The 12030-nt window shown below is 65.1% G+C and carries 9 protein-coding genes and 1 pseudogene; 6 read left to right on the top strand and 4 right to left on the bottom strand.

What is annotated here, in order from left to right; all coding sequences use genetic code 11:
• Window positions 1-5: 5 nt before the first annotated feature.
• From cyoB to JQ566_RS26285, 6 genes are read left to right on the top strand one after another with little or no spacing between them, the layout of a single operon-like run.
• The gene (gene cyoB / locus JQ566_RS26310) at window positions 6-2003 is read left to right on the top strand and encodes a cytochrome o ubiquinol oxidase subunit I (RefSeq protein WP_212377793.1); all 1998 of its coding nucleotides are present in this window, start codon (window positions 6-8) and stop codon (window positions 2001-2003) included.
• Complete coding sequence (gene cyoC, locus JQ566_RS26305; protein WP_212377791.1) at window positions 2004-2633, top strand: cytochrome o ubiquinol oxidase subunit III; 630 nt, start codon at window positions 2004-2006, stop codon at window positions 2631-2633.
• Window positions 2630-3010 (top strand): cytochrome o ubiquinol oxidase subunit IV, encoded by a 381-nt coding sequence (gene cyoD, locus JQ566_RS26300; RefSeq protein WP_212377789.1) that lies wholly within the window; start codon window positions 2630-2632, stop codon window positions 3008-3010. The genes cyoC and cyoD overlap by 4 nt, the downstream gene beginning before the upstream one ends.
• A gap of 13 nt (window positions 3011-3023) precedes the next feature.
• Window positions 3024-3875: an SURF1 family protein gene (locus JQ566_RS26295; protein ID WP_212377787.1), complete on the top strand. Its 852-nt coding sequence runs from the start codon at window positions 3024-3026 to the stop codon at window positions 3873-3875.
• On the top strand, window positions 3847-5250 hold the full coding sequence (locus JQ566_RS26290; RefSeq protein ID WP_212377785.1) for an ATP-binding protein: 1404 nt from the start codon (window positions 3847-3849) through the stop codon (window positions 5248-5250). The genes JQ566_RS26295 and JQ566_RS26290 overlap by 29 nt, the downstream gene beginning before the upstream one ends.
• Window positions 5240-5773 carry a response regulator transcription factor gene (locus tag JQ566_RS26285; protein WP_212377783.1) on the top strand — a complete coding sequence of 178 codons (534 nt, stop codon included), beginning with the start codon at window positions 5240-5242 and terminating at the stop codon, window positions 5771-5773. Before JQ566_RS26290 ends, JQ566_RS26285 begins: the two co-directional genes overlap by 11 nt.
• A gap of 209 nt (window positions 5774-5982) precedes the next feature.
• On the opposite strand, the gene JQ566_RS26280 is transcribed toward JQ566_RS26285, so the two are convergent.
• The 4 genes and pseudogenes from JQ566_RS26280 to JQ566_RS26265 form a co-directional block, all read right to left on the bottom strand.
• Window positions 5983-6807 (bottom strand): CarD family transcriptional regulator, encoded by an 825-nt coding sequence (locus tag JQ566_RS26280; RefSeq protein ID WP_212377781.1) that lies wholly within the window; start codon window positions 6805-6807, stop codon window positions 5983-5985.
• 343 nt (window positions 6808-7150) lie between these two features.
• Window positions 7151-7489: a ferredoxin FdxA gene (gene fdxA / locus JQ566_RS26275; protein WP_018643465.1), complete on the bottom strand. Its 339-nt coding sequence runs from the start codon at window positions 7487-7489 to the stop codon at window positions 7151-7153.
• A 132-nt stretch (window positions 7490-7621) separates the two neighbouring features.
• Window positions 7622-7891: pseudogene (locus JQ566_RS26270) on the bottom strand (RNA-binding S4 domain-containing protein); the annotation flags it as partial.
• A gap of 72 nt (window positions 7892-7963) precedes the next feature.
• Window positions 7964-11350 (bottom strand): helicase-related protein, encoded by a 3387-nt coding sequence (locus JQ566_RS26265; RefSeq protein WP_212377779.1) that lies wholly within the window; start codon window positions 11348-11350, stop codon window positions 7964-7966.
• Window positions 11351-12030 lie beyond the last annotated feature (680 nt).

Raw genomic sequence — 12030 nt, 5'->3', positions numbered from 1 at the left:
CGCGCATGTCTCCTGAACTTCTCAAGCTCATCTTCGGCCGGCTCGGCATCGAATCGCTGCCGCTGCACGAGCCGATCGTCGTCGGCACCTTCGTCGTGGTCGCGCTCGGCGGCGTCGCGCTGCTTGGCGGCCTCACCTATTTCCGCCTGTGGGGCTATCTCTGGCGCGAATGGTTCACCACCGTGGACCATAAGCGCATCGGCATCATGTACATGATCCTCGGCATCGTGATGCTGCTGCGCGGCTTCGCCGACGCGCTGATGATGCGCGGCCAGCAGATGCTCGCCTTTGGCGGCTCCGAAGGCTATCTCAACGCCCATCACTACGACCAGGTCTTCACCGCCCACGGCGTGATCATGATCTTCTTCGTGGCGATGCCGCTGGTCACGGGCCTGATGAACTATGTCGTGCCGCTGCAGATCGGCGCGCGCGACGTCTCGTTCCCATTCCTGAACAATTTCAGCTTCTGGATGACGGTCGGCGGTGCGGTGCTGGTGATGGCCTCGCTGTTCATCGGCGAATTCGCCCGCACCGGCTGGCTGGCTTATCCGCCGCTCTCCAACATCGGCTACAGTCCCGACGTCGGCGTCGACTATTACATCTGGGCGCTGCAGGTCGCCGGCGTCGGAACGACGTTATCCGGCATCAACCTGATCTGCACCATCGTCAAGCTGCGCTGCCCCGGCATGACGATGATGAAGATGCCGGTGTTCACCTGGACCTCGCTCTGCACCAACGTCCTGATCGTCGCCTCCTTCCCGGTCCTGACCGTCGTGCTCGCGCTGCTCTCGCTCGACCGCTACGTCGGCACCAACTTCTTCACCAACGATTTCGGCGGCAGCCCGATGATGTACGTGAACCTGATCTGGATCTGGGGTCACCCCGAGGTCTACATCCTGGTTCTCCCCGCCTTCGGCATCTTCTCCGAGGTTACCTCGGCCTTCTCGGGCAAGCGGCTGTTCGGCTACACCTCGATGGTCTACGCCACGGTGGTCATCACCATCCTGTCGTACCTGGTCTGGCTGCACCACTTCTTCACGATGGGCTCGGGCGCCAGCGTCAACTCGTTCTTCGGCATCACCACGATGATCATCTCGATCCCGACGGGCGCGAAGATGTTCAACTGGCTGTTCACGATGTATCGCGGCCGCATCCGCTACGAGCTGCCGATGATGTGGACGATCGCCTTCATGCTGACCTTCGTGATCGGCGGCATGACCGGCGTGCTGCTCGCGGTGCCGCCGGCCGACTTCGTGCTGCACAACAGCCTGTTCCTGATCGCGCACTTCCACAACGTGATCATCGGCGGCGTCGTGTTCGGCGCCTTCGCCGGCATCAACTACTGGTTCCCGAAGGCGTTCGGCTTCAAGCTCGATCCGTTCTGGGGCAAGATGTCGTTCTGGTTCTGGGTCACCGGCTTCTACCTGGCCTTCATGCCGCTCTACGTGCTCGGCCTGATGGGCGTGACCCGCCGCCTGCGCGTGTTCGACGATCCTTCGCTCCAGATCTGGTTCGTCATCGCCGCGATCGGTGCCCTCTTCGTCTTCATCGGCATCCTCTCGATGCTGATGCAGTTCGCAGTGAGCCTGCTCAAGCGCGAGCAGCTCAAGGACGTCACCGGCGATCCCTGGGACGCGCGCACGCTGGAATGGGCGACCTCCTCGCCGCCGCCGGACTACAACTTCGCCTTCACCCCCGTCGTGCACGACAATGACGCGTGGTGGGACATGAAGAAGCGCGGCTACCAGCGTCCGCTCACCGGGTTCAAGCCGATCCACATGCCTGCTAGCACCGGCACCGGCATCATTCTCGCCGGCTTCGCCACCGCGATGGGCTTTGGCCTGATCTGGTACATGTGGTGGCTGGCGGCTGCGAGCTTCATCGCGATGCTCGCCGTCGGGATCGGCCACACCTTCAACTATCACCGCGACTTCGACATTCCGGCTGAAGACGTCATCCGGACCGAGGACGCGCGCACCAAACTGCTCGCCGGAGCCAAGTAAATGACGATCGCTGTCAATCCCACCCAAACCGGCGAGCCGGTCTTCTACCTCGCCGACGAGCATCCGCATCCGGAAGGCTGGAGCACCTCGCTCGGCTTCTGGATCTACCTGATGAGCGACTGCCTCATCTTCGCGATCCTGTTCGCCACCTTCGGCGTGCTCGGCGGCAATTACGCCGCCGGGCCCGCGCCGAAGGACCTGTTCGACCTGAACCTGGTCGCGGTGAACACGTCCATGCTGCTGCTGTCGTCGATCACCTATGGTTTCGCGATGCTGACGATGCAGCAGAACAAGATCGCCCAGACCCAGATGTGGCTGGCGATCACCGGCCTGTTCGGCGCCGCGTTCATCGGCATCGAGCTCACCGAGTTCGCCCACATGATCCACGAGGGCGCCACCCCGCAGCGCAGCGCCTTCCTGTCCGCCTTCTTCACCCTCGTCGGCACCCACGGCCTGCACGTCTCCTGCGGCCTGATCTGGCTGGTGACCCTGATGGTGCAGGTCCAGAAATTCGGCCTGATCGAGGCCAACCGCCGCCGCCTGATGTGCCTGTCGATGTTCTGGCATTTCCTCGACGTGGTCTGGATCGGCGTCTTCACCTTCGTTTATCTTCTGGGAGTTCTGCGATGAGCACCGATACCCACGCAGCTGGCGCGCACGACCATCACCACGGCGATGGCCACGCTCACGGCACGTTCTCGAGCTACATGCTCGGCTTCGTGCTCTCGGTGGTGCTCACCGCGATCCCGTTCTGGCTGGTGATGAGCGGCACGCTTCCGAGCAAGCAGGTCACCGCGCTGGTGATCATGGCCTTCGCGGTCGTGCAGATCGTCGTGCACATGATCTACTTCCTGCACATGAACACGACGTCCGAGAACGGCTGGAGCATGATGGCGCTGATCTTCACCATCGTGATGGTGGTGATCGCACTGTCCGGTTCGCTGTGGGTGATGAGCCACCTCAACAGCAACATGATGCCGATCCACCAGATGACGGGAATGAAGTGAGCAAGACTCCGAAGTGAACAAGACTTGGACCGTGACGAGCAAGGCAGGAGGAGCGCACAGCGAGGCCGTGCGCGCTCCCTCCTTGTGGCTCACGGTCCTCTCGCTCATCGCCTTTGTACTTCTGATCGCGCTCGGCGTCTGGCAGATCGAGCGCCGCGCCTGGAAGCTGGCGCTGATCGACCGCGTCGAGCAGCGCGTCCACGCTCCAGCCCAGCCGATCCCCTCGCCCGCTTCATGGCCCGCCATCGGCGCCGCAAACGACGAATACAGGCACGTCAGCGTCAGCGGCCGCTTCCTGCATGACCGCGAAACCCTGGTTCAGGCCGTCACCGAGGAGGGCCCGGGCTATTGGGTGCTGACGCCGCTGAAGCGCGATGACGGCACGCTGGTGCTGATCAATCGCGGCTTCGTGCCGTCGGAGCGGCGCGACGTGTCGACGCGCAGGGACGGCAATCCCGACGGTCTGGTCGAGATCACCGGCCTGCTCCGCATGACGGAGCCGAAAGGCGGCTTTCTCCGGAACAACGTGCCCCAGCACAACCGCTGGTATTCGCGGGACGTCGCCGCCATCACGGCGGCACGCGGCGTTCGGGAAGCCGCGCCCTTCTTCGTGGACGCCGACGCCGGATCACAAATTGCCGGCGGTCCAATCGGCGGATTGACCGTGATCCGCTTTCCCAATAACCACCTGATCTACGCGCTGACGTGGTTTGCCCTGGCTTTCATGCTGGCTGGCAGACTTTTCGTCACATTCGGCGGCGGGCTGTTCCGCCGCAAGCGCTTCGTCCACGACAAGGCCGGCGGCTCGGATGCTGTCGCCCGCAGGACGGGATCAGATGCTGGAACGATCGTCGAGCCGACCTGACGACGGGAAGACGCTTTCCCAGACGCCTGCGCATGACGGGCAGGCCGTCACGCTGCAATCGCAGGCCGACGCGCGCAGCGAGCTGATCGGCACCGCGCCGACCGACGACGAGACCAACCGCAAGAACATGGCGCTGTTGATCCAGCTGCGCTGGACCGCGGTGGTCGGCCAGATCGTGACCATCGGTGCCGTGCATTTCGGTCTCGGCATCCCCCTGCCATTGGAGCGGATGGGCGCGGTGATCGGCGCGCTGGTGCTGCTCAACGTCTCCAGCCTGGTGTGGGTGCGCCATCGCGCCGCGATCACCAACAACGAACTGCTAGTCGCCTTGATGCTGGACGTCGCCGCGCTGACCGCGCAGCTCTATCTGTCCGGCGGCGCCACCAATCCCTTCACCTCGCTGTTCCTGCTCCAGGTGACGCTCGGCGCGGTGCTGCTCGATGCGCGCTCGACGTGGTCGCTGGTCGCCCTGACCTGCGCCAGCTTCGTCTGGCTGACATTGGCCTACCGACCGCTCGATCTGCCGCCGAACCCGATCAGCGAGACCTACAGCCTCACCGTAACAGGCATGCTCCTGGGCTTCGTGCTCAACGCCGTGCTGCTGGTGGTGTTCGTCACCCGCATCAACAGGAATCTGCGCGAACGCGACGCGCATCTGGCAGCGCTGCGCCAGCATGCCGCCGAGCAGGATCACATCGTGCGCATGGGCCTGCTCGCCTCCGGCGCGGCGCATGAGCTCGGCACACCGCTCGCCTCGCTCTCGGTGATCCTCAGCGACTGGCGCCGCATGCCGGATCTCGCCGCCGACCAGGAGCTTGCCGAGGACCTCGCGGAGATGGAGACCTCGCTGCAGCGCTGCAAATCGATCGTGACCGGGATCCTGGTGTCGGCGGGCGAAGCCCGCGGCGAAGGTTCCTCGCCGACGACGGTGACGGCCTTCGTCACCGCGCTGGTCGACGAATGGCGCAACGCGCGCTCGGCCCGCACGCTCTACTTCGTCAGCACATTCGGCGAGGACGTCGCGATCGTCTCCGACGTCGCGCTGAAGCAGGTGATCTTCAACGTGCTCGACAATGCCTATGAGGTCTCGCGCGACTGGGTCGAGCTGGTGGCCGAGCGCGAAGGCGACAATCTCGTGCTGTCGATCTCTGACCGCGGCCCGGGCTTTGCGCCGGAGATGCTGGCGCAGCTGGGCAAGCCCTATCAGTCGAGCAAGGGCCGCGCCGGCGGCGGGCTCGGCCTGTTCCTGGTGGTGAACGTCGTACGCAAGCTGGGGGGCGGCGTGACTGCCGAGAACCACAGGAAGCGCGGCGCCACGGTGCGCTTGACGTTGCCGCTCGCGACGCTCGCGATCGGAGGGAATTTTGACGCCTGACCGTTCACTCATCGTCGTCGAGGACGATTCCGGCTTCGCCCGCACGCTGAAGCGCTCGTTCGAGCGTCGCGGCTACGAGGTCGTGCTCGCCGCCTCGATCGAGGAGGTGCGGAAGGTCCTGGAGGAGCGCACCTTCGGCCATGCCGTGGTCGACCTCAAGCTCGGCGGCGCCTCGGGCCTCGCCTGCGTCGAGCTCTTGCACACGCATGATCCGGACATGCTGATCGTGGTGCTGACCGGCTTTGCCAGCATCTCCACCGCCGTCGAAGCGATCAAGCTGGGCGCCTGCCACTATCTGGCAAAGCCCTCGAACACCGACGACATCGAGGCCGCCTTTCACAAGGCCGAAGGCAACGCCGAGGTCGCGCTCGATGCGCGGCCGACCTCGATCAAGACGCTGGAATGGGAGCGCATCCACCAGACCCTGATCGAGACGGAGTTCAACATCTCGGAAGCGGCACGACGCCTGGGCATGCACCGACGGACGCTGGCGAGGAAGCTCGAGAAGCGGCCGGTGAAGTGATGAAAATGTAGGGTGGGTTAGCCTAGCGGAGGCGCGAAGCGCATCTGCTGGGCGTAACCCACCACTTTGCTTCCGTGCCGAGACAGAAGCGGTGGGTTACGCCGTGTGATAGCGCTTCGCGCGATCGCACGGCTAACCCACCCTACCGCTCAAATAAAAAGCCCGGCCGAACGGCCGAGCTTTTGATTGCTTGCGCAGAACGAAGCTGCTTACGCGGCCTCGTCGGCGACGGTGGTGTCGTCGCCATCCGTATCGTCGGTATCGCCCTCGGCATCCGTGTCGGCTTCGCCGTCGGCGGCTTCCGCCTTGGCACTGGCGCGGCGCGGGCTCTTGGCGAGCTGGGCCTCGATCTCCTTGACCGCTTCGGTCTCGGTCGAGTGCTGCACCACCGCGATCTCACGGGAGAGACGGTCGAGCGCCGCTTCATAGAGCTGGCGTTCCGAATACGACTGCTCCGGCTGCGACTCCGAGCGATAGAGGTCGCGCACGACTTCCGCAATCGCGACGATGTCGCCCGAATTGATCTTCGCTTCGTATTCCTGGGCGCGGCGCGACCACATGGTGCGCTTGACGCGCGCGCGGCCCTTGAGCGTCTCCAGCGCCTTCTTGACCAGCGCCGGATCGGACAGCTTGCGCATGCCGACATTGGCGACCTTGGCGGTCGGAACGCGCAGCGTCATCTTGTCCTTGATAAAGTTGATCACGAACAGCTCGAGCTTCGCACCGGCGATCTCCTGCTCCTCGATGGCCAGGATCTGGCCAACGCCGTGAGCGGGATAGACGACGAATTCGTTGGCCTTGAAGCCCTGACGCTGGGTCACGACCTTCTTTTCCTCGACCTTCGGCGCAGCAGCGGGCTTGGCGGCCGGCTTGGCGGCGGCGGGAGCCTTGGCAGGCGCAGCAGCAACAGGGGCCTTCGTCGCGGGCTTGGCAGCGGGAGCCTTCGCGATCACGGGCTTGGCAGTCACGGGCTTGGCAGCAGCAGGCTTGACAGCGGTCGCTTTCGCGGCCGGTTTGGCAGTCTTGTTAGGCATTGCGCTTCTTTTGTTCTTCGAGGACTTTGCAGCCGGCGCCTTCGTCGCGGTCCGACCCTTGGATGCGCTACGGCTGGCCGCGGCGACTTTTTTGGCCTCCTTATGGGAAGCCCTCGCTGAAGTACTCTTTTTACGCGTTTTCTGTGACACAGCCTGCGCGCGGAAACTGCCACGCCCCTGTTCGACATTTGGTTTCACGGGAACCCAGAAGGGCCAACGGGCTGACGGGGTTCGGCTTAATGTGCCCAATATAGCACATTTCCCGCAAAAATCAATGATTTAGGGGTCTTGAGGGCTGGTTTTCGGCGGCAGCGCCGCTATTAGGGTTAAGTTTGGGCGCGAATTAGTCCCCCGAGCCCGGGTTCGGAGAAAAATATTTCTCGAACTTGCCTTCCATGCCGTCGAATTCCTTGGCGTCGGCGGGTGATTCTTTCTTCTGGGTGATGTTGGGCCAGCTCTTGGCGTAATCGGCGTTGACCTGGAGCCACTTCTCCAGACCCGGTTCCGTATCCGGCTTGATGGCGTCGGCGGGGCATTCCGGCTCGCACACGCCGCAGTCGATGCACTCGTCGGGGTGGATGACGAGCATGTTGTCGCCCTCGTAGAAGCAGTCGACCGGGCAGACCTCGACGCAGTCGGTGTACTTGCACTTGATGCAGTTTTCAGTGACGACGTAAGTCATCCAACGCTCCGAAAAGCTCTTTTAAAACTCGCGGCTTGCCTAGCGCGGATGGCCCGGCGCCGCAAGGTCGGCAAGGCCCGATCATGACGGCTTTGTGTGTTTGATCGACCAAGAAATGAACGGGAAGCGCAATTAATTGCGCTTTGCTTCGCTCAGCTCCTCGTAGAGCACCCGCGCCGAGGCCGCATCGCCGCGGCGTTCGTTGAAGCCCATCACCTTCAAGACGCGCACCGTGCGGTCGAGCGCGATGGTGAGGACGTCGCCGAGCTTGACCGCATGTCCCGGCGAGGTCTCTCGCGCGCCGTTGATGCGGACGTGCCCCGAGATGACCAGCTCGGCCGCGGAGGTGCGCGCCTTCACCACCCGCGCGTGCCACAGCCATTTGTCGAGGCGCTGCCGTTCGGTCGTCGTGTCTCTACTCCTTACGCGTTTTCTTCACGCGAACCGCTCCGCACTTCGCTTGAAAACGCTATGTTACTCCTTCCGCCCCGACAGCTGCTCCTTCAGCGCGGCGAGCTTGGCGAAGGGCGAGTTCGGATCGATGGGACGATCGCGCTCGCGCGGGTTCGCGCTCGAAGCATAGGGACGCAGCGAGGGACCGGACTCGCGATCGCGACGATCGCGGCCCTTGTCGCGGTCGCGGCCACGATGCTCGCGGCCGCCGTCGCGATCGCCGGGCTTGCCTTTGCCCCGATCGCGATCCTTGCCCTCGAAACGGCGGTTGTTGTCGCTGCGCTGCTCGCGGCGCTCGCCACCTTCTTCGCGGCCCTTGCGGAAATCTTTTCGATGTCCGCCATGACGGTGGCCTGGCTTTCCGCCTTCGGCGGCTTCGCCGGGCGCGGCGCTCGCAGCACCAGGTGCAGCGCCAGCTTCGGCACCCGCCTGCGGACGCGGCTGATGGTGACGCTGGTGGCGATGGCGCTCGTGACGCGGCTTGCGATCCTCGTGACGGCCGGCCGGGCGCCAGACCTCGACGAGCTCGGGCTCGGCGGGCGCAGCCGCAGCCTCAGGCGCGGCAGCATCGGGCGATGCAGCAGCTTCCGTTGCGGCGGTCTCGGCGGCAGCAGCTTCAAGGCCGGCAGCTTCAGTGGACGTCGCAGCCTCTTCTGCGGGCGGCGCGATGCCGGGGGCGTCCTCGGGCGTGACGGGCGCTTCCGGAGACGCTTCGAGCGCCGGCTCCTCATGGGCGGGCTCGTCGTGCGGCTCCACGCCGGGCGCGTCTTCGACCGTGACGGATTCGGCGGCGGCTTCGGTGGATGTAGTCGACTCCACCGGCAGGCCGGCCACGGCCTCCGCTGCGGCCTCGGTCGAGGTCTCTGCGCTGCCCTCGGCGGGCGGCGTCTCGGCCGCAACCGTTTCGGCGACGACAGGTTTTTGCGGCAGCGGCGGACGCTTATCCATGCGATAGCCGAGCGCGCGCAGCACGGACGCGAAGTCTTCGCCGGCCGAGCCCGTGAGCGAGGTCATCGCCTGCGTCACCACGAAGCTGCGGCCGTCGAACGCGCCGGCAGGCTTTTCGCCCGGCGAGTTCTCGCGCCAGGCCAGCGCCGGGCGGATCAGGTCGGCCAGACGCTCCAGGATGTCGACGCGCACGGCGCGCTCGCCGGCCTGCTTGTAGCCGAGCACGCGATAGGCATCGCGCGGCAGCTGCTTGTCGACCGGGAACGAGGTGCGCCCCGAGGAGGCCAGATGCTGCGCGCCCGACAGCGCGGACAGATCGACATTGTCCTGCTTCAGCGCCCAGAGCAGCGCGGCAAGTGCACGCGCGGCGGGCTTGAGCAGGCCGGGGAAATAGATGTGATAGGCGCCGAAGCGGACGCCGTATTTGCGCAAGACGGCGCGCGAGGGCTGATCGAGATCCTTCAGCTCGCTCGCAATCTTCGGACGCTCGAGCACGCCGAGCGCCTCGACCAGCTGATAGGCGATGCCGCGGGCAATGCCGGTGACGTCCTCGGCCTTGGACAGCTCGAACATCGGCCCGAGCAGTTTTTCGATATGGGTCTTGAGCCAGAGCTCGAGCCGCGCCTGCACCTTGTCGCGGGGGCCGCCGGTGAGGCGCTCGTCGGAGATGATGCGGATGCGCGGATGCAGCGCGTCGTCTGCGGCAGACAGCCGCGCCACGGCATCGCCGGTCCAGCGGATGATGCCTTCCGAGGTCAGCACGAACTGCTCGTCCGGCGCATTGCCCAGCTTTTCGGCGCGCGTATTGATCTCGCCGGCGAGCACCGCTTGCGCTGCAGCCTGCAAGGCTTTCGCATCGGAGCCTGCTTCCGCCGCATCCGGTGCAAAGGTGAAGCCGTCGAGGCGGCCGATGACGTGGCCTTCGACGATGACTTCGCCGGTCTTGCCGATTTCAGTATTCAAGCTCGTGTTCTCCCGCAGGCGGCGCATCAATACACTGGTCCGACGATCAACGAAACGCTCAGTCAAGCGTTCATGGAGCGCATCCGATAATTTATTTTCGACCTCCCGCGTGACCCCCTGCCAGCGTTCGGGGTCTCTCAGCCAGTCCGGGCGGTTGGCGACGAAGGTCCAGGTCCGGATCTGGGCGATTCGGGCCGACAGCGTGTCGATATCGCCGTCGATGCGGTCGGCTTGGGTGACCTGGGCCTCGAACCAGGAATCGGGGATGCATCCCTTCTGCATCAGGAAGCCGTACAGCGTGGTCACCAGCTCGGCATGGGCGGCCGGCGCCAGTTTCCTGTAGTCCGGAACCTGGCAAGTGTCCCAGAGACGTTCCACGGCGGCCTTGCCATGCGCGATATCGCGCACCTCGCCGTCGCGGGCGGCATGGTCGAGCACGCGCATGTCCTCGGCGACAGGCGCGCGCGTCAGCGTCTCGTGGCCGGGGGCGAGGTTCAGCGACACCTGGAGCGCGCCGAGCGAGGAGAAATCCAGCTTCGAGTTGCGCCATTGCAGCACCTTCACGGCATCGAAGGTGTGGTTCTGCAGGGCGTTGACGAGCTCGGGCTCGAACGGCGCGCAACGGCCCGTGGTGCCGAAGGTGCCGTTGCGGGTGGCGCGCCCGGCGCGGCCGGCTACTTGCGCGAACTCGGCCGGCGTCAGGCGGCGGAACTGGTAGCCGTCGAACTTGCGGTCGGAGGCGAAGGCGACGTGGTCGACGTCGAGATTGAGGCCCATGCCGACGGCATCGGTGGCGACGAGATAATCGACATCGCCGTTCTGGAACATCGCGACCTGCGCATTGCGTGTGCGGGGCGAGAGCGAGCCCAGCACCACGGCGGCGCCGCCGTGCTGGCGGCGGATCAGCTCGGCGATGGCGTAGACCTCATCCGCCGAGAACGCGACGATGGCGGTGCGGCGCGGCTGGCGCGTGATCTTGCGGTCGCCGGCGAATTCGAGGCTGGACAGGCGCGGCCGCGTGATCATGGAGACGCCCGGCAACAGCCGCTCGATGATCGGCCGCATGGTCGCAGCGCCCAAGAGCAGCGTCTCGTCGCGGCCGCGGCGGTTGAGGAGCCGATCGGTGAAGACGTGGCCGCGTTCGAGATCGGCGGCGATCTGGACCTCGTCGACGGCGAGGAAGGAGACGTCGAGGTCGCGCGGCATCGCCTCGACGGTCGACACCCAATAGCGCGGGTTCTTCGGCTTGATCTTCTCCTCGCCGGTGACGAGCGCGACGCTGGCCGCGCCGGCCCTGTCGGCGATCTTGTTGTAGACCTCGCGCGCGAGCAGGCGCAGCGGCAGGCCGATCATGCCGGAGGGATGCGCCAGCATCCGCTCGATGGCGAGATGGGTCTTGCCGGTGTTGGTCGGCCCGAGCACCGCAGTGACGCCGGCGCCAGGCACTCGATCGGCAAGCGCACGCTCGGAGGCGAAGGGGGAGGAGGAAAAGGCCATGTCCAGGGATTAGGTAGTGGCGATTTGGGCGAATGTCAGTGCTGGATGCGGCGGTGACGGGGCTTGCGAGGTGTCCGCTATGTCTCCGAACGCTGGGTTGTGACCGCACCCACTGCTGTCATCGCCCGGCTTGACCGGGCGATCCAGTACACCGCGGCGGTTGTGGCAGCCGAAAGGCCGCGGCGTACTGGATGCCCCGGTCAAGCCGGGGCATGACAGCGGAGGCTGCGGCACGCTCTCCCCAAATCCCGCGCAACTGTTTCACTTTGCGACGCTTTTCCCGTTCGCTTTAAGCTTCGGAACGACTCTAGAACGAATCGCGGCCGAATCGCTGACTCCCTGTTGAGTCCTGTTCCGTTCACGCAACATGTCGCGGGACTCGTATGGTTGCGCACTAGATGGAGTTTTGCGCGGTCGCACAAGCGACCGGATTCGTTAAAGCTGGGGACGGCGCGGAGTCGAATCAGAATCGGGGAGGAGTCAAATGGATTCCCCGGCCGCGGGGGCGCCAAAACAAGACTGCGAAAACAACCCCATGCACAGTAGGTAAGTGATTGATTTTGCACGGCCTCTTACCCTCCCCTGGAGGGGGAGGGTCGGTTCGCAGCGCGTTAGCGATGCGAGCCGGGGTGGGGTGATCTCTCCCCACGGGCACTGTTCGTGTTGAGAGCTCACCCCAC

Source organism: Bradyrhizobium sp. SZCCT0231 (genome assembly GCF_018130245.1).
Classification (GTDB): domain Bacteria; phylum Pseudomonadota; class Alphaproteobacteria; order Rhizobiales; family Xanthobacteraceae; genus Bradyrhizobium; species Bradyrhizobium japonicum_F.
This window is presented reverse-complemented; position numbering and strand designations above follow the sequence as displayed.

Coding starts and splice junctions, on each gene's coding strand:
- fdxA (WP_018643465.1), bottom strand. CDS start 7,489: ATGACTTACGTCGTCACTGAAAACTGCATCAAGTGCAAGTACACCGAC.
- cyoC (WP_212377791.1), top strand. CDS start 2,004: ATGACGATCGCTGTCAATCCCACCCAAACCGGCGAGCCGGTCTTCTAC.
- cyoD (WP_212377789.1), top strand. CDS start 2,630: ATGAGCACCGATACCCACGCAGCTGGCGCGCACGACCATCACCACGGC.
- JQ566_RS26265 (WP_212377779.1), bottom strand. CDS start 11,350: ATGGCCTTTTCCTCCTCCCCCTTCGCCTCCGAGCGTGCGCTTGCCGAT.
- JQ566_RS26290 (WP_212377785.1), top strand. CDS start 3,847: ATGCTGGAACGATCGTCGAGCCGACCTGACGACGGGAAGACGCTTTCC.
- JQ566_RS26280 (WP_212377781.1), bottom strand. CDS start 6,807: ATGCCTAACAAGACTGCCAAACCGGCCGCGAAAGCGACCGCTGTCAAG.
- cyoB (WP_212377793.1), top strand. CDS start 6: ATGTCTCCTGAACTTCTCAAGCTCATCTTCGGCCGGCTCGGCATCGAA.